General features: G+C 35.8%; 15 protein-coding genes. 2 read left to right on the forward strand and 13 right to left on the reverse strand.

Features of this window, described 5'->3' with window-relative positions; all coding sequences use genetic code 11:
- Positions 1-69 precede the first annotated feature (69 nt).
- Complete coding sequence (locus YWA_RS0100750) at positions 70-2,163, forward strand: peptidylprolyl isomerase (RefSeq protein ID WP_022826581.1); 2,094 nt, start codon at positions 70-72, stop codon at positions 2,161-2,163.
- Between the two features lie 50 nt (positions 2,164-2,213).
- On the opposite strand, the gene YWA_RS0100755 is transcribed toward YWA_RS0100750, so the two are convergent.
- From YWA_RS0100755 to tamL, 11 genes are all read right to left on the reverse strand, one after another.
- On the reverse strand, positions 2,214-3,122 hold the full coding sequence (locus YWA_RS0100755; RefSeq protein WP_022826582.1) for a GYDIA family GHMP kinase: 909 nt from the start codon (positions 3,120-3,122) through the stop codon (positions 2,214-2,216).
- 12 nt (positions 3,123-3,134) lie between these two features.
- On the reverse strand, positions 3,135-4,451 hold the full coding sequence (locus YWA_RS0100760; protein ID WP_022826583.1) for a hydroxymethylglutaryl-CoA reductase, degradative: 1,317 nt from the start codon (positions 4,449-4,451) through the stop codon (positions 3,135-3,137).
- Between the two features lie 71 nt (positions 4,452-4,522).
- Positions 4,523-5,776, reverse strand: a complete 1,254-nt coding sequence (rodA, locus tag YWA_RS0100765; protein WP_022826584.1) for a rod shape-determining protein RodA — start codon at positions 5,774-5,776, stop codon at positions 4,523-4,525.
- A gap of 1 nt (position 5,777) precedes the next feature.
- Complete coding sequence (gene mrdA / locus YWA_RS0100770; RefSeq protein ID WP_022826585.1) at positions 5,778-7,637, reverse strand: penicillin-binding protein 2; 1,860 nt, start codon at positions 7,635-7,637, stop codon at positions 5,778-5,780.
- Entirely contained in the window at positions 7,634-8,140 is a 507-nt protein-coding gene (locus YWA_RS0100775) for a hypothetical protein (protein WP_022826586.1), read from the reverse strand. The genes mrdA and YWA_RS0100775 overlap by 4 nt, the downstream gene beginning before the upstream one ends.
- Positions 8,133-8,963: a rod shape-determining protein MreC gene (gene mreC, locus YWA_RS0100780; RefSeq protein ID WP_022826587.1), complete on the reverse strand. Its 831-nt coding sequence runs from the start codon at positions 8,961-8,963 to the stop codon at positions 8,133-8,135. Before mreC ends, YWA_RS0100775 begins: the two co-directional genes overlap by 8 nt.
- Before the next feature lie 98 nt (positions 8,964-9,061).
- A complete protein-coding gene (locus YWA_RS0100785) occupies positions 9,062-10,090 on the reverse strand; it encodes a rod shape-determining protein (RefSeq protein ID WP_022826588.1) in 1,029 nt (342 codons plus the stop codon).
- A 52-nt stretch (positions 10,091-10,142) separates the two neighbouring features.
- Entirely contained in the window at positions 10,143-11,669 is a 1,527-nt protein-coding gene (gene purH / locus YWA_RS0100790) for a bifunctional phosphoribosylaminoimidazolecarboxamide formyltransferase/IMP cyclohydrolase (protein ID WP_022826589.1), read from the reverse strand.
- A gap of 603 nt (positions 11,670-12,272) precedes the next feature.
- Complete coding sequence (accD, locus tag YWA_RS0100800) at positions 12,273-13,127, reverse strand: acetyl-CoA carboxylase, carboxyltransferase subunit beta (protein ID WP_022826591.1); 855 nt, start codon at positions 13,125-13,127, stop codon at positions 12,273-12,275.
- A gap of 78 nt (positions 13,128-13,205) precedes the next feature.
- The gene (fbaA, locus tag YWA_RS0100805) at positions 13,206-14,273 is read right to left on the reverse strand and encodes a class II fructose-bisphosphate aldolase (RefSeq protein ID WP_022826592.1); all 1,068 of its coding nucleotides are present in this window, start codon (positions 14,271-14,273) and stop codon (positions 13,206-13,208) included.
- Positions 14,274-14,317: 44 nt separating this feature from the next.
- On the reverse strand, positions 14,318-16,861 hold the full coding sequence (gene tamL, locus YWA_RS0100810; protein WP_022826593.1) for a translocation and assembly module lipoprotein TamL: 2,544 nt from the start codon (positions 16,859-16,861) through the stop codon (positions 14,318-14,320).
- A 36-nt stretch (positions 16,862-16,897) separates the two neighbouring features.
- Between tamL and YWA_RS0100815 the strand changes: the two genes are divergently transcribed.
- Positions 16,898-17,626, forward strand: a complete 729-nt coding sequence (locus YWA_RS0100815; RefSeq protein ID WP_026718485.1) for a TrmH family RNA methyltransferase — start codon at positions 16,898-16,900, stop codon at positions 17,624-17,626.
- A gap of 2 nt (positions 17,627-17,628) precedes the next feature.
- On the opposite strand, the gene porT is transcribed toward YWA_RS0100815, so the two are convergent.
- Together porT and ubiE are read right to left on the reverse strand one after the other, a co-directional pair.
- Entirely contained in the window at positions 17,629-18,321 is a 693-nt protein-coding gene (gene porT, locus YWA_RS0100820; protein ID WP_022826595.1) for a type IX secretion/gliding motility protein PorT/SprT, read from the reverse strand.
- 19 nt (positions 18,322-18,340) lie between these two features.
- Positions 18,341-19,072, reverse strand: coding sequence for a bifunctional demethylmenaquinone methyltransferase/2-methoxy-6-polyprenyl-1,4-benzoquinol methylase UbiE (gene ubiE, locus YWA_RS0100825; RefSeq protein ID WP_026718486.1), 732 nt, complete (start codon positions 19,070-19,072; stop codon positions 18,341-18,343).
- Between the last annotated feature and the right edge of the window lie 59 nt (positions 19,073-19,131).

Here is a 19,131-nt window from a genome sequence, read left to right on the forward strand (position 1 = left end):
AGTACTATTATTATTAAATAGATAATTGTATTTTCGCAACCTGAATTTTAAAATTAACAAACATAAAAAATGGCGGTTTTATCAAAAATTAGACAACGTTCACTTCTTTTAATACTTGTGATAGGCTTTTGTTTATTAGCATTTGTAGTAGGTGATGTAATTAATAGTGGTGGCTTTCAAAGTACTCCACGAGATGTAGGAAATGTAGACGGTGTAGAAATTTCTTACGATGATTTCAGAACGAAAGTAGACAATGTTGAAAAAAGCGGACAAGGAATAACTTCTGCTCAAGCCGTTCAGCGTGTGTGGGAACAACAAGTTACTGTTACTTTGATGAATGCTCAATTTGAAAAACTTGGTTTGAGAGTGAGCGAAGAGCAAGTAATGGATGTTTTGAAGCAAAGTCAGGACATCGGACAAAATCCTTCATTCTTAAACGAAGCTGGGATTTTTGACATGGCTAAATTCAATGCTTTTTTTAATGAAAATCCAACATTGAAACAAAATTTGAACGAAAGAATTAAAGAAGCTACTTTGAACGCAAAGTATCAAATGTACAGTTCTTTAGTGAAATCGGGTATTTATGCAACGACTGCTGAAGCAAAATTGAAATACGAAATGAGTGCTAACAAAGTCAATTTAGATTTTGTTGCAGTTCCGTTCTCATCAATCAAAGACAGCGATGTAAAAGTTTCTGACGATGAAATTGTTGCATTTATGCGTAAGAATGAGAAAAAATACAAAGCCGAAGAAACGCGCGAAGTTTCAATGGTAGTTATTGAAGATAAAGCTTCGGATGAAGATGAAGCGCAAGTGAAAACGGACTTAGCACAAATGCTAAATGGAAGTGTTCAGTACAATAAAGAGACACAGAAAAACGATACATTACAAGGCTTTAGAGCTACTAAAAACAACGGTGAGTTTGTAAACATGAATTCTGATGTTCCTTACGATTCTAGTTATGTAGCGAAGAAAGATTTGCCTGCTGAATTTGCAGAACAATTGTATAATTTGCCTCAAGGTGAAATTTACGGACCATACAAATTCAACGGTTACGTGGCTTTAAGTAAGTCAATGGGTCGTCAATCAGGTGTAAATGCAAAAGCGAGTCATATTTTGATCGCTTACAAAGATGCAATGAGAGCGAATCCTGAAGTGACACGTACGAAAGAAGAAGCTCAGTTGAAAGCAAATGAGATTTTCGCACAAGTTCAAGCAAATCCTGCTTCTTTTCCAATGTTGGCTCAGATAAATTCGGATGATTCGTCTAAACAACAAGGTGGTGATTTAGGTTTTTTCTCTAAAGGTCAAATGACAGGAAAATTCAATGATTTTGTTTTTAACAATCCGATTGGAAAAATTGGTTTAGTTGAAACTGAATTTGGTTACCACATCATCAATATCACGGACAAGCAAGACGGTGTTCGTTTAGCAACGATTGCTAGAAGAGTGGAAGCTTCTGAAGCAACTACTGATAAAGTATATAACAAAGCGGTTACTTTTGAAATGCAAGCGAATGAAAAAGATTTCGCTGAAGTTGCAAAAGCAAATGGTTTGACTGTTATTCCTGGTATCAAATTGAATGCAATGGATGAGAATATTGGTGTCATTCAAAACCAAAGACAAATGGTTAAATGGGCTTTTGATAAAAAGACATCTGTTGGAGACGTTAAACGTTACGAAGTTCCAAATGTAGGAAACGTAATTGTGAAACTTGTAAAAGTAAATAAAGAAGGCTTAATGGCAATTGATCAAGCAAGACCAATGATTGAGAACCGTTTGAAAAAAGAGAAAAAAGTAGAATTGATCAAAGCGAAATTGAAAGGAACAACTTTAGATGCAATGGCTAAATCAGCCGGAGTAACTGTTCAAAGTGCAATGGATGTTACGATTGAAAATGCAGTTTTACCAGGATTTGGTCAAGAACAAAGAGCGGTTGCTACTGCTTTTGCTTTGGCTCCAAATAAAGTTTCAACTCCAATAGAAGGAGCTTCAGCAGTATTTGTAGTAATGCAAAAAAGTGTTGTTAAAGCACCAGCAATTACGGATTACACTCCATATCTTGCACAATTAAAAGGACAAGATGCATCGGCACCTGGAAGAGTAATTTCTGCTCTGAAAGAAAATGCTGAAATTGAAGATAACCGACCTGTTTTCTACTAGTAGAAAATAATTATTAGTTCATAAAAAATCCCGAGTAATCGGGATTTTTTTTATAAGATCATTTCGTGATAGTGGAGAAGTGTCGTGAAACCTTTTTCTAGAAAGTAACTTTGCGGATTCGTTGTGCTAACGACCAAAACAAAATCGCCACCCCAAGCGCCAAGGCTTTTAATGGTTCCTTCAAAATCAGAAAAGTATTTCTCTTTGACGGTTTTCATTTCGAGCACGTCACTCAAATACGCTTCGTGTTGCTGCAATAAGTACTCAAATCGCTCTTGATTCGTACCTTCTAATATCTCGTTAGTAATCGCATCAATTTTTTCTTTAATGTCTTGAATCGCGTATTGCTTTGAATAATACATGGCAATTGCCGCTTTACTATCTTGCTTTTGATTGAGGTATAAAAAGTACAAGTTTTCTTTGAATTCTGGATCAAAACCGACTTTCTGAACAATTGGTTTTCCAGCTAAAAGTTGGTAGGTAATTGGTGTATTATTTCGCGCATTTGCAATATCGTAACCACTTCCTCCAAAACTATTTTTGAGTAGCTGAAAAGCGTCTATATTGAACCAGTCTGCTACATTATTGACTAATGTTGATGAAGTTCCTAAGCCCCAAAATCGTGGAAACGTAAGGGAAGTCGTTATTGAAAAGCCCTTATTCAGTAATAGCTCTGGGTTCAGTTTATGTGCCTCAAAAAGTATGTTTTGCAAAACAGTCGCAATGCTTTCTTCTTGGTGATCATAAGCGAGAATATCAGAAACAAGCAATGTTTCTTCAAACCAAACCGAGGAGTCAAAATCAAAACTTTTCCAGTGAATTTTTCCCACGTTTTCTGTTTCTGTGACAATCAGATTTTGTCCCATTTTAGTGGGAACAGCAAATGCTTTCGCACCATCAAGAACTAAATATTCTCCGGTAATTAAGAGTTTTCCGTTGCTGTAGAATGTTTTGGTCAAAGAAAATATTTTTTATTTGCGTAAATTTTCGATAAAAGTAACTACTGCGGCATGAGAAACAGGATTGTTTTCAAAATGTTTTTCAATCAATACGCGTTCTTCGGCGTTTGCTTCAAACTGATTGATGATATTTCCCAAGTGCATTTTCATGTGTCCTTCTTGAATTCCAGTTGTGGTTAGTGATCGTAAAGCAGCGAAATTTTGGGCCAAACCTGTTGCGGCAACAATTTGCATTAATTCAGCAGCAGACGGTTTTTCGAGCATTTGCAACGCCAGTTTTACCATGGGGTGCAAACTTGTTAAACCTCCAACAGTTCCTAATGCTAACGGAATTTCCATCCAATAGCTGAAAATGTCATTTTCAATTTTAGCGTGTGATAAACTTGTATATTGACCGTCTCTTGAAGCATATGCATGAATTCCCGCTTCCACAGCACGGAAATCATTTCCTGTAGCTAAAACTACGGCATCAATTCCATTCATGATTCCCTTGTTATGCGTTACTGCACGATAAGGTTCTACTTCTGCAATTCGAATTGCTTTCACCATTTTCTCGGCAAATTCTTTCGGATTGGAAATTTTTTTCTCTGCCAAATCGGCCACAGGACATGAAACTTCTACGCGAACGATGCAATTGGTAACATAATTCGATAGAATACACATGATGACATCGATGTCTTTTTCTTCAGAAGTGAAATCGGAATAATTAACCGCTTCTCGTTTCAATGTTTTGGCAAATTGCTCTAAACAAGAGTTGATGAAATTGGCACCCATCGAATCTTTCGTTTGAAAAGTAGCATGCAATTGGTAATAATTTTCGAGAGCTGCTGTTTTGTCTTTCAATACAATGTCTACAATTCCGCCGCCGCGTTTTTGCATATTTGCAGTTGTAGCGTTGGTGTCCTCGTAAAGTTTAGCTTTTATTTTTGTAAAAAATGTTTCTAATTTCGCTTTATCTCCGTTGAAAATAAAATGTACTTGACCAATTTTCTCCGTGTTGAAAACTGTTGCTTTAAATCCACCGCGTTCTACCCAATATTTAGCAGATTTTGCTGCAGCGGCAACAACTGAACTTTCCTCAATTGCCATCGGAACGGTATAGTATTTTCCGTTAATCAAGAAATTAGGTGCTATTCCTAAAGGAAGATAGAAGTTAGTAATCGTGTTTTCTATAAAGTCATCGTGGAGTTGTTGCAGTTTTGCATCAGCATTCCAATAACTTTTAATAAGTTGGATTGCTTTTTCAGGTTCAGCAAAATAAGTTTCAGCAATCCAGTCGATTTTTTTTTCTTTCGAAAGTTTTGAAAATCCGTTGATGTTGTTTTCCATTAGGTACAAAATAATTTGGGCAAAGATACGATTTACAAATGGTAAAGTAAATGAAATTTAGCATCAAGCCATTACCATTCATTTACTTTATTGGCATCCATTTTCACAAAAATAAAGATGAGGATCGTAAAGGCTAAAAGCCCAGAACCTCCGTAGGAAAACATCGGTAATGGAACTCCAACAGTAGGGAATAATCCCAACACCATTGCCGTATTGATAAAGAAATGTATGAATAATATGGAGGCGACACAATACCCGTAAACGCGGCTGAATTTTGTTTTTTGGCGTTCGGCCAAATATAAAATTCGCAATATTAAAGCTACAAATAAAGCGATTACAATTAACGAACCTGTAAAACCCCATTCCTCACCAACGGTTGTAAATATATAATCGGTATGTTGTTCGGGAACAAATCCTCCTTTTGTTTGTGTGCCTTCTAGAAATCCTTTTCCGGTCCAACCGCCAGATCCAATTGCAATTTTAGATTGATTGATGTTGTACCCAATTCCTCTCATGTCCACTTCTTTCCCCAGCAAAATGTTAAAACGGTCGCGGTGGTGCTGTTGGAACACATTGTCAAAAACGTAATCCACAGAGAATGTAAATGCACTTATTAGAACGAATACAATACTGCTTAATACCACATTTCTATTCATAGGTCGGGACTTGAAAAATATGGCTATCGTTACTAGAAGTGCAGCCAAGACAATATAAATGGGTTCGAATAGCAAACTCAAAATAAATAAAATAATTGCTATAAATCCAGTCCATAAATACCAAGCGGGTAAACCTTCGCGGTACAAGACCAATATCATGGAGCTAAAAATCAAGGCACTTCCAGGATCGTGTGGGATAATTAATAATATGGGTAAAAATATAATTCCCAACGCTTGAAATTGATATTTATAAGCGCTCAAATTGACTTGAACGTCGCCCATGTATTTCGATAGTGCTAATGCTGTAGCTGCTTTTGCAAATTCGGCAGGTTGTAAACTAAACGATCCAAAGGAATACCAGTTGGCTTGACCTTTAATTTCTTTACCAAAAACAAAAAGTCCCGCAAGTGATAATAAGGAAACGATGAAAAAAACACTTGCAAATTTTTCAAAAAACTTACCATCAATGGAAAGGATCATTATAATCAGTGGAATACTTAAGAGGATAAATAGTAATTGCTTGCCATAAATCTGACTCATGTCAAATATAGAAGTTTCTTCTAAAGGAAGAGAAGACGAGTAAATATTAAGCCAACCCAATACTACTAGAACGAAATAAAGCGAAACGACCATCCAATCGATATTACTACGAGTGCTTTGATTTTTCATATTATTTTCCGTTTATTCCGAAAGGTTGACCACTAATGTATTTAGCATATTCTTTCTGTAAATCGTTGCTGTAGATTTTCACTTCTAAATCTTTACGTGAAATTGAGCCTTTTAAGTACTTTTCAATCATCAAACTCGCCATTGGTCCTGCATTTCTAGCGCCATAATATCCGTTTTCAACCAGAACTGCAATAGCAATTTTAGGATTGTCTTTTGGAGCAAAAGCCACGAAAATAGAGTGATCCGTAAGTTGGGTTCGTTTACCATTTATTTTAGAGTAATTCTCTGCGGTTCCTGTTTTTCCACAAATTTCAATTCCGTCAATTCGTAATGCAGAAGCCGTTCCGCCATTGTACACTGCATGTAAACCTTCAATAACGGGTTTGAAATACATAGGATTAATTGACGTTTTATGTCTTGTCAGAAATTTATCGTCAATTCTATGATCTTTGATTTTTTTGACAATGTGAGGTGTGAAATAGGTTCCTTCATTGGCAACAGCCGCCATCATATTTGCAAGTTGAATAGGCGTCATTAAAACCTCTCCTTGTCCAATTGAATTTGAAATAATTGTGGTGCTTCTCCAACCACCATTGGGATAAATTCGTTTGTAAATTTTAGACGAAGGGATCAAACCTTTTTTACCTGTTGGCAAATCGTAGCCCATAAAATCACCGAGTCCAAAACTTTTAATATGTGAACTCCAAATATCAACAGCTTGAGCGGGATTTTTATACTTATCAATGGTTCGCATAAAAGCATTCGCAAAGTACGTGTTGCACGATTGCGAAATTCCGTTGAGTAATTGATGCGGTCCCGATCCATGACAACGCATGAACCGACCACGACCATAACTGAATCCGTGGTTACAGAAAAAAGTAGTTCTTTCGTCAATGACACCTTCTTGTAAAGCTACTAAACCGGTCAGAATCTTAAAAGGCGAACCTGGAGGGAATTCTCCTAAAAGTGCTCTGTCAAACAGCGGTTTTGCAATGGAATCATTATACAATCGTGTATAATTTTTAGAACGTTCTCGGCCCACTAATATTGACGGGTCATAAGAAGGAGCGGTAACTAATGCTAGAATTTCACCGGTACTTGGCTCAATAGCAACAATTCCGCCGCGTTTATTTTTCATCAATTCTTCGCCGTATTCTTGCAAAGCAATATCAATAGTTAATTTGATATCTTCACCTTGAACGGCAATGGTATCAAATTTTCCATCTTTATACGATCCGATATCTTTGTTGAATTTATCTCTTTGACGGTATTTGACTCCTTTAATTCCTCTTAAAATATTTTCGTATTCTTGTTCAACACCTTGCTGACCAATCAAATCTCCACTTTTGTAATAGGAATTGCTTTCAATTTTTTTCTCGTTTACCTGTGTGATAAATCCAAAAATATTAGAGCCAGCTGTTGTTTGGTAATCTCTCAAAGAACGTTTTACAATGTCAAATCCTTGAAATTTTCGTTGCTTTTCTTGAAACGCTGCATACTCTCTTTTATTCAACTGTGGTAAAAATACAGAAGGAAGTCGGGGACTGTAAACACGCGCTTTTTCTACAATTCGAATGAAATCGGCTTTTGTAATATTTAATAATTTGCAAAGTTCAAGCGTGTCGATATTTTTGACATCTTTTGGTGTGACCATAATATCGTACGACGGTTGATTGGCGACAATTAAAGTTCCATTTCGATCGTAAATATAACCGCGCTCGGGATATTCATAGATAATTTTAATGGCGTTATTGTCTGATTTTAATTTCAGGGATTCATCAACAATTTGCAAATAGAAAAGACGCGCCAGAATCAAAAGAGCGGAAACTATGATGATTGTTGGAAGTAGGACTTTTCTCATCGTCTTGAAGGCTTAAATAAATAGATTAATAGAATACAAATTAGGATGGTGAATAGCGTGCTGAATACGGTTCGAAGTAAAACTTGTAAAAAGAAACTAAATCGGAACGCTTCAAGCAAAAATAAGATAAAGTGATGAGAAACAACGGAAATAGCAATAAAAGAAAAGCGTTCAGGTGTTATTTTATCGTTAATTTTTATGGTTTGATATTCATAACTTACCCCAAAGGAAAACTTGAAAAATGTAGGTCGTAAAGCAGCTAAAGTAATAGCGGCTGTGGTATGTACACCTCCGGAATTACAAAACAAATCCATGATAATTCCCAGTAAAAAACTAGAAAAAAGTAACCCGTATTTGTTGCCATTAACTGGGTACAAAAGGATAAACAAAATATAAGGATACGGATTGATATAGCCAAAAAAGTCCATCTTATTGAATATAGCAATTTGCATAATCAACAGGAGTATAAATCGAGCGATATTAGTTAATAAAGCACTATTCATTTTTCTTGGTGTCGTTTTCGAGTTGCAGCAATTCTTCTCTTTCGTTGTTTTTTATGATGTAAACGTGACCTAAATTCGTCATGTCATTAAATAATTTTACATCAATTGTATAATAATTGGTTTTGTCGTCAATGTATATTTTGTAAACCGTTCCAATATTTATATTTTCAGGAAATATACGCGATTGGGCACCAGTAACAACGGTGTCACCTTTTCGAATGGTAGACGCTAATCGCGGTACATCGATCAATTGTACGTAACCTGTATTTTTTCCATTCCATTCTAAAGATCCAAAATGATTCGATTTTTTGAATTTCGCGTTGATTTTAGATTTGATATTTAAAACACTTAAAACGGTGGAGTAACGAGGGGAAGTTTTTTCTATAATTCCCACAATTCCCAAGTCGTTGATTACACCCATATCTACGGCAACACCGTCATTGGATCCGGAGTTTAGTGTCAAATAATTTTCAGGAGAATTGTACGTGTTGTGAATTACCTTAGAGACGATCACATCTATTTTCTTAATTCCACGAATGGTATCAATCTTATCAAGATCTAACGAATCAATTCGGTTAAATAACACCGATTTTAAACGCGCATTTTCAGTGGCTAATTCCTCATTTTTTGAACGTAAACTAAAGTATTCGTCAATTGAGTTTAGTTGTGAATAAACACCACCTGATAAAAAATTGGCAGAGCTAATCACCTTACTTTTATGAAAGGAATGTGCTTGAATGGTTAAACTTAATGAAATTCCTAAAAGCAGCAAAAACAGCAATCGATAGCTGTTTTTAAATATAAAATTAAATATTTGCTGCATAATTTTTAATAGGATTTAATCGGAAATTCCAACATCCAAATTTCAACTTCACCGTAAATAAGTAGGAGTTGAAATTTGGAATCTTGGTTTTTTGGAATTTATTTTATCAAGATACTTCTAAACTTGGTAATGTTTTTTAAGGCCATTCCCGTTCCACGAACTACAGCTCTTAAAGGATCTTCAGCAATGTAAACAGGTAAATCTGTTTTCTGAGAAATCCGTTTGTCTAATCCTCTCAACATTGAACCTCCACCGGCTAAATAAATTCCAGTGTTGTATATATCTGCTGCTAATTCAGGAGGCGTTTGCGATAATGTTTCCATTACGGCATCTTCAATTCGCTGAATCGATTTGTCTAAAGCTTTTGCAATTTCTCGGTAAGAAACCTCTACTTGTTTTGGTTTACCAGTCAATAAATCTCGACCTTGAACCGACATATCATCTGGTGGTGTTTCTAAGTTTTCAATAGCAGCACCAATTTCTATTTTGATTTTTTCAGCAGTAGCTTCACCTACAAAAAGATTGTGTTGCGTTCGCATATAGTAAACGATGTCGTTTGTAAAAACGTCACCGGCAATTTTAACTGATTTGTCACAAACAATTCCACCTAAAGCGATTACGGCAATTTCCGTAGTTCCACCTCCGATGTCCACAATCATATTTCCTTTTGGTTGCATAATATCCACACCAATACCGATTGCAGCAGCCATAGGTTCGTGAATTAAATACACTTCTTTACCATTTACACGCTCACACGATTCTTTAACGGCACGCATTTCTACCTCCGTAATTCCAGAAGGAATACAAACAATCATTCGCAAAGCGGGAGTGAAAAGTCGCTTTTTCAACGCCGGAATACTTTTGATAAACATACTTATCATTTTCTCCGAAGCATCAAAATCAGCAATAACCCCGTCTTTCAAAGGACGTATGGTTTTTATGTTTTCATGGGTTTTACCCTGCATCAAATTCGCTTCCTTACCTACGGCAATTATTTTACCCGAAATTCTATCTCGAGCAACGATGGACGGACTGTCAATCACGACTTTGTCGTTGTGAATAATCAGTGTGTTTGCGGTTCCAAGGTCAATTGCAATATCCTCGGTCATGAAATCAAAAAATCCCATACTTTTATTGGGGGTTTAAGTTATTATAAATGAACGTGCAAAGTTAAACAAATTAATGTTTGAAATGACGTGTTCCTGTGAAAACCATTGCAACTTTATTTTCATTGCAATAATCAATGCTTAATTGGTCTTTTATAGAACCTCCAGGCTGAATTACCGAAGTTATTCCTGCATTTTTTGCCAATTCCACACAATCCGGAAAAGGGAAAAAAGCATCGCTTGCCATTGCAGCACCTTCTAAACTAAATCCAAAGTTTTTTGCTTTTTCAACAGCTTGATTCAAGGCGTCCACTCGCGAAGTTTGCCCGGTTCCTGAAGCAATTAATGTGCCGTTTTTAGCAAAAACAATCGTATTTGATTTTGTGTTTTTACAAATTTTAGAAGCAAATAATAAATCTTCAATTTGTGCTGCCGTAGGTTCCGTTGTAGTAACGGTTTTTAAATGCGCTTTAGTATCCGTAATATCGTTTCTCTCTTGAATTAACAGTCCGTTAAGACAAGTTCTGACTTGCTTTTTAGGAAGTGCCACTTCATTTTGAACCAATATGATTCGGTTTTTCTTTTCTTCTAAAACACTAATTGCTTCGTCGTCGTAAGAAGGAGCAATCACCACTTCGCAGAATAATTTGTTGATTTCTTGGGCTGTAGCCAAATCAATTCTAGTATTCGAAATCAAAACACCACCAAAAGCTGAAGTCGGGTCGCAAGCCAGAGCGGCATTATACGCTTCACTAATTGTTGGTCGACTTGCTAAACCACAAGCATTATTGTGTTTTAAAATGGCAAACGTAGGTCCGTCATTTTTAAATTCGTTAATCAAGTTTACCGCAGCATCTACGTCTAATAAATTATTATAAGACAATTCTTTTCCGTGAAGTTTTTTGAACATTGCATCAAATTCTCCAAAGAAAAATCCTTTTTGATGTGGATTTTCTCCGTAACGCAACGTCTGTCCGTTTGCGATACTTTCTTTATAAAAAGTTTCCTCTTTATTGAAATAATTAAAAATTGCCGTATCGTAATGAGAAGAAGTATGGAAGGCTTTCGTAGCCAATAATTTTCTGTTTTCTAAAGTGGTAGCACCATTTTGCTCGGTAATCATTTCCAACAATGTCGAATATTCATCCACCGAAGCAACGATAACCGTATCTTTAAAATTTTTGGCAGCAGCCCGAATCAATGAAATTCCACCGATGTCAATTTTCTCAATAATATCCGATTCATCAGCACCCGAAGTTACCGTTTTTTCAAAAGGATACAAGTCCACAATGACCAAATCAATTTGTGGAATGTCAAATTCTTGCATTTGTTGAATGTCGCCTTCGTGGTCTTGACGGTTTAAAATCCCACCAAAAATTTTCGGGTGCAAGGTCTTCACTCTTCCCCCTAAAATCGAAGGATAACTCGTTACATCTTCCACGGCAACCACCGGAATCCCTAAGTTTTTAATAAAGTCTTCCGTTCCTCCGGTAGAGTAAAAAGTAACGTTTTGTTCGTGTAGTTTCCGAACAATTGGTTCCAAACCTTCTTTCGAAAATACCGATATCAAGGCCGATTTGATAGTTTTAGTTGTGCTCATTGTGTTGTAGTTTTAAGGGTGCAAAAGTAATGCAACTCTAACTTAAATTCAACAGAATAGGAAAATAGTTTTTATTAAAGTTATGGTAATTTAGAGCGAATTCCCGAAGCGTCGGGATGGGCTTTTTCAGCAACCCGTTTTCCCGCTATCCGTTACAATCTCCCGAGAAAAACGGGAGGATTTTCACTCCTATCGAGGCTATAAATGGTTCGATACTACCTTTAGTTTGTTTTACGCTTGCATTTTTACGTAGTATTTAAAATTTGCAATTCAGAAAAGAATACATTTTTGCCACGCGACAACTTTTGAGGATGAAAAGTGTACTTTTTTACCTCCGCGAACGCTCGGGAAGGAAAAAAGTGTCAACATTGGGTCACGCGACGGCTTTTGAAGCAAAAAAGTTAACTTTCTTAAAGGCGCGGCAGCTCGGTAAGGAAAAAAGTATGCTTTTTTGTTTCCCGAGCTGTCGCGTGACCAAAAAGTATACTTTTTAGGAAGGCAAAAAGTCGATTTTGGTAATTTACCCAAATTTTCAGTTATAAGAAACTATATTTTCAAAATATAAACGTCAAAAAAAAATCCTGACTTTCATCAGGATTCTCTTTATCTCACTTCTTGATTTAAAATCAAATCGAGGTATAAGTTTATTTTGTTTTTCAACTCTTTTCTATGGGTAATGAAATCTAGAAATCCATGTTCCAATAAGAATTCAGAAGTTTGAAAGCCTTCCGGTAAATCTTTTCCGGTAGTATCTTTAACCACTCGTGGACCAGCAAAACCAATCAAAGCACCTGGTTCAGAAATATTAATATCACCAAGCATGGCGTAAGACGCAGTTGTTCCTCCAGTTGTAGGATCCGTACATAAGGAGATGTAAGGAATTTTAGCATCAGCTAATTGAGCTAATTTTGCAGACGTTTTTGCTAATTGCATCAATGAATAAGCCGCTTCCATCATTCGAGCACCACCAGATTTTGAAATCATCACAAACGGAATGTTATTCTTGATTGAATAATCAATACCTCTAGCAATTTTTTCTCCTACAACAGCACCCATTGAACCACCAATAAAAGCAAAATCCATACAGCAAACTACTAAATCTTTGCCTTTTGATTTTCCAACGCCGGTTCGAACAGCATCGGTAAGCTTAGTCTTATCTTGAGCTTCTTTTAAACGGTCTGAATATTTCTTAGTGTCCACAAAATTCAACGGATCTTTCGAAGTTAATTTTGCGTCAAGCTCTTTAAATTTATTGTCGTCAAATAATATTTCAAAGTACTCTTTACTTCCAATCCGTACGTGAAAATCATCTTCTGGGCTTACATACAAATTTCGTTCTAACTCATCTGCATCTACCACTTTACCCGTTGGCGATTTATACCACAATCCTTTTGGAACGTCTTTTTTATCTTCTGTCGCGGTGGTAATTCCTTTTTCTGTTCTTTTAAACCAAGCCATGTTTCTTTGTTATTTTGGTTTAAGGTTTAAAGTTTAAGGTTACCGCAATAACTTTAAACTTTAAACTTTAAACAATTCTTACAATGTGTTTACGTTATTCAAATCGGCGAAAGCCTGCTCTAAACGTGTATTGAATGTTACTTCACCTTCACGAACCCATTTTCTTGGATCGTAATATTTTTTATTTGGAGAATCGGCTCCATCAGGACTTCCGATTTGTGTTTTTAAATAATCAATTTTTGAAACCATATAGTCACGAACACCTTCTGTGTAGGCAAATTGCATGTCTGTGTCAATATTCATTTTGATCACTCCGTAACCAATTGCTTCTCTGATTTCTTCCACCGTAGAACCAGAACCACCATGGAAAACAAAATCAATAGGATTGTCAATTGTTCCAAATTTCTTCTGAACGTATTCCTGAGAATTTTTCAAAATAACCGGAGTTAATTTTACGTTTCCTGGTTTGTAAACTCCGTGAACGTTTCCAAAAGCAGCTGCAATTGTAAAACGTGGACTGATTTTCATCAGCTCTTCGTAAGCATAAGCAACTTCGTCCGGTTGTGTGTATAATTTTGAACTGTCAACATCAGAATTATCTACACCGTCTTCTTCACCGCCTGTAATTCCAAGTTCAATTTCTAACGTCATGCCCATTTTTGACATTCTTGCTAAATATTTTTTGCAAAGCTCAATATTTTCTTCAATTGGTTCTTCTGAAAGATCAATCATGTGGGAACTGTAAAGCGGTTTTCCCGTTTTAGCAAAATGTTTTTCAGAAGCATCTAACAACCCGTCAATCCAAGGTAATAATTTTTTCGCGCAATGATCGGTATGCAAAATAACAGTTGCACCGTAAGCTTCTGCCAAAGTATGAATGTGTAAAGCACCAGCAATTCCGCCTAAAATAGCCGATTGCTCTTCTGCATTTGACATTCCTTTTCCAGCATTAAATTGTGCTCCACCATTAGAAAACTGAATGATTACTGGAGCATTTAATTTTGCTGCCGTTTCCATCACACAATTCACAGTACTTGAGCCAGTAACGTTTACAGCAGGTAATGCAAATCCTTTTTCCTTCGCATATCTGAAAATTTCTTGCACTTCATCACCAGTTGCAACTCCAGGTTTAATAGTATGAGCCATTTTATAAAAGTTTAAATTTAATTTACAAAAATAATAATTCTAGGTTAGAAAGGGTAATTAATACCAATATTTAAAACCGAGTTGGAAAAGTTATAATCCCTAAACCATCTTTTCCCTATTTCATCCGATGGATTATAGGTTTTAAATCCTAAATCGAGACGAACGACAAAAAAACTAAAATCATATCGAATACCAAATCCAGATCCTACCGCGATCTCTTCAAAAGATTTGAAATCATTAAAAATCGCCGATTCATCTGTAGTGTCGTCTAGGACGTTCCAAATGTTTCCAGCATCAATGAAAACCGCACCTTTAAAATTATTAACCAACTTAAAACGAAGTTCAGCACTAGCGGTAAGTTTCATATTTGCCTCGTTAAAATCATTGATCGCACCCGAACTTCCTGGTCCTAAACTATAAGGTTGCCAAGCACGAATGTCGTTAGAGCCTCCAGCAAAATAACTTCTAGAAAAAGGAATATTAGTCGAATTTCCGTAAGGAACAGCAAGTCCAAAAAATCCACGAACGGCTAAAACTTGGTCTCTAGAAATGTTCCAATGTTTGATGTATTCAAATTCTCCTTTAATATATTGTGAATATTGAACGTCAAATATCGTTTTTTTAGAAGTCTGAGCGTCAATCGTTTTAAACGCACTGGCGAATAAGGAAAGCGTATTTCCTGCCGACTCCAATTTCGTTTTAAACGAATAAAAATTATTATCAGTCAATCCGTTTTGTGTTGTCTTAGAAAACGTGTAGCTCGATGCGATAATTAAGTTGTTTTCGCTCAATCTGTTTCGGCGTTCGTTGATGCTTCGTACATCTTTATAGCCCGGATCAGCAGGTGTTAAAGAGGTCTGATTATTTAAAACATCGGTAATAAAAGCATTCGCTCCATCCGGAATTTGTAAGTTTTCATCTTGTGGAATATAATTTAAGTCTTGAGCTAAATTATTTAAGGCGTTAAAAGAAGTAGAGTACACATTGAAATAATTACCCACATTGATATTATTGACATATTGTGCATTGAATAAATCAAAGCGTACGTTATTAAAACGTTTTGGATTCCAAATGTAAGTTAACGCTCCCGTGAAATTTTCTTTGTCCAAACCAATATTTTGCTGTTTTGCGAAACCCAAACTTAAATTAGTGGAAGGAATCATTCGTTTTGGGATAATTTTATCGGTATTAAACGGCATTAAAATACGCGGAAAATTCAGTCTCGTATCGATACCGTATTCAGAGACGTTAAAAAAGGAATTATCTGGATTGGCAAAATCCCGGCTTGAACCAATATTTCCCCGTAAAGCAATGTCAAATGTTTCAGCACCGTTAAAGATGTTTCGAATGGTAAACGACGTGGAAGCTTCAATTCCAAAATCCTGAATATTGGAATGCGTAAAATCCAGCGAATATCCAAAACTGTATTTATCTCGAGGTGATAAATAAATATTTGCAATCAAGGAATGCTGCAAACTATCTCTTTCATCAATTTTATACTGAATAGATGGTGCGTTAAATACTTTTAAATTGCTCAACGAACGTCTCGTTAAATTATTTACAAAGTCAGCATACTTGTAGCCAGGTGTGATGAAAACGGCATTAGTTATTGCTTTTGGTTTGTATTTTATTTTCTTGTAACTGTACAAATTAAAATTATTGTACGTCACAGAATCTTGTGGTTCCTTTATCGTGTTTTTTTCCGGATAATCAGTATAAATATTTACCTCGCTGATTTTATAAATTTTAAATTTTCTGGTAAATGTTGAATCGCCTTCACGCAACACTTCGTCTTTAATCACAAGTTCAACATTCGTTTTTTGATTGGTATCGACAGTGTCAATGGTGTAATTCAAGTCACTTTGTTGAATGAAAAACACACCGTTGTTTCGAAATAACGCAGTCAAACGTTCGCGTTCTAATTCGAAATTATCAGATTTGAATTGGTCACCCACTTTCAAAAACGAAACATTCTTATGTGCTTCATAAAGAGAATCCACTTCTTCAGATGCGATTGCTTTATATAAAGAATCAATTCGGGACATTTTTCCTTTTGTCACGACATAATTTACTTGAGCTCTTTTATTTTTTAGCGTATCAATCGTAAAGCTGGTCTTAGTATCAAAATATCCTTTATTGAAAAAGTGTGATTTTAAACGCAACGTAGATTTGATATTTCTTGGATTTTGAACAATGACGGGAGCTTCACCTGTTTTTTCAAGAAAATTATGAATGCCTGAATACAGAAATGATTTCCCTTTTCGTTGGACTTGCTTTGCTGAAAAAAAACGGACTTGTCGCTCTAGTTTTTTCGGATTTGCCAGTAGATTTGCTTTGTATACCGAATCGTGATTTGGCTTAGCCAAATTATAAATATGCAAAGCAAGCGGAATGCCTAAAAGTCGGCCATTGGGTTGCTGATAAAGCAATTCGTGAATTTCGTCCTTTTTTTCTTTCTCTCCGTCAACGGTGATTGTGTTTTTAGTCAGGAGAAATTTACCATCAGGAACACGTTTCACAGCATCACAAGCCGAAATAAATATTCCTATTAGAATAAATAATGATATTTTTGCAGTAGTTGTTTTCAAATGGGCCGAAAATTTAATCAAAAGTACATTATTTCTATGGTTACTAAAAACCAAATAAAGTTAATCAGTAGTTTACATCAAAAAAAGTTTCGACAATCGAATCAACTCTTTATTGCAGAAGGTGTAAAAGTGATTCAAGAACTCCTTGATGCACGTTTTGAATTGGAACATATTTACGAAACAACGCCAATGTTTAGTGGGTATTCTGATGATAAAATTTCGTTGATTTCCGATGATGAGCTTAAAAAAATGAGCGCATTGACTGTTCCAAATAACTGTTTGGGAGTTTTTAAAATTCCGCCGGCAAAAACTTTTGAAGAGCGAGGCTTGATTGTCGCTTTAGACAGTGTTCGCGATCCAGGAAATTTAGGAACGATTTTGCGAATTTGCGATTGGTTTGGCATCAGCCAAATTATTTGTTCGCCAGATACCGTAGATATTTACAATCCCAAAGTGATTCAAGCAACGATGGGTTCCATCGCTCGGGTAAATTGTGTATATTCGGATTTATTGCCCATACTTCAAAAGACAAATTTACCCGTTTTTGGAACATTCATGGACGGCGAAAATATTTATAAAATGGATTTGCCACAAGAAGGAATTGTTGTGATGGGAAATGAAGCTAACGGAATTTCTGTAGCGATTGAAAACGCGATTAAAAGTAAAATTGCGATTCCTCGTTTTGGAGATTTGCAAAAAACGGAAAGCTTAAATGTAGCCACTGCGACTGCACTAATTTTGAGTGAATTTCGCCGGAAAATATAAATTTATTGAAACGTAAAGTTTAAAAAGATACCTCGTGTTTTCATCGAAGCTACGTTGCCGGTCCAAGGACTATTTGGATCGTTGTCTTTAATCAATTCATCTGTTGTGCTAAAAACACCGCGAAGTGAAGGCGTGAATTTGAAATATTCTAAATACAAATCGATTCCTAAACCTACTTCGTAGAAATTAGTCCACTTTGCCATTCTAAACACATTGTTAGAATTGTCTTGTTTATTGTTGACATTACTGGACAAATTTAAAGCCGTTGAAACACCACCAATAATAAATGGTCGAATATTTCCCGTTCGCGTAGAACTAAATTTCAGCAATAAAGGAAAATGCAGATACGTAGATTTTACTTCCCGTAAAGCATCGTATTCATTATCAAAACCTGGGAAAGTTAAATTTCTTTGGTTAAAAGTCAATCCCGGTTCAAAACGCAAATCTAAATGTTCCGTCAGTCGTAAATTTCCAATTAAACCTACATTAAATCCAATTCCGTTGTCCACTAATATATCTTGTCCCGGATCTTTGTATTCAAATTTGAAGTCGTAATAACCCATTCCTAAAAAATAACCCCAATACACCCGCTGTTTGTCCCAATTTTCAAGATTAACAATAGGATCGCGTCCAAATAATTGTGCTTGAGCTTGAAAAGAGCCGATTAAAAGTAAAAGTAAAATGAGTTTTTTCATAAATAAAAAACGAAAGTAATTATTTTTTAGACGCTGAATAAATAGTGGCTACACCAAAAGTTTGTGGTAAAGCTTTCACATCTATAAACCCAATTTTTCGTAAAATATTGTTCAACGCTTCACCATAAGGAAAAACGGAAGCAGAATCTGATAAATATTGATAGGCAGAATCGTCTTTCGAAAATATTTTTCCAATTAACGGAAGAATGTTTTTACTGTAGAATTTATAACCTTGTTTGAACGGGAATTTTTCAGGTACAGAAGTTTCTAAGATTACGAAAATACCGCCCGGTTTAAGAACGCGTAAGATTTCAGCCAAACCTTTCTCTAGAGTTTCAAAGTTTCGAACTCCAAAAGCAACAGTGATTGCATCAAAAGTGGCGTCTTCGTAAGGAATGTTTTCAGAATCAGCAAGTACCATTTCTATTTTACCATCCAGCTTTTTCTCTGTAATTTTTTTTCTTCCTACGTCAAGCATTCCAGCAGAAATATCTAAACCAATGATTTTTGTCGCATTGGTTTGGGTCATCAAAAGTGCTAAATCGCCTGTTCCCGTAGCAATATCTAAAATGGTTTGAGGATTTTTATCGGAAACCAATTTCAATACTTTTTTGCGCCATTTCACGTCAATTCCAAAAGAGATTACTCGATTTAAACCGTCGTAATTACCTGAAATAGTATCAAACATTTGAGCAACTTGCTCTTTTTTTCCTAATTCAGAATCCTTGTAAGGCGTGATGTTTTTTGACATTGTAAGAAATTTGTGCAAATGTACGTCTAATTCATTAATTATAGAATTGGACAATTGTG

The organism is Flavobacterium antarcticum DSM 19726 (genome assembly GCF_000419685.1).
Classification (GTDB): Bacteria; Bacteroidota; Bacteroidia; order Flavobacteriales; family Flavobacteriaceae; genus Flavobacterium; species Flavobacterium antarcticum.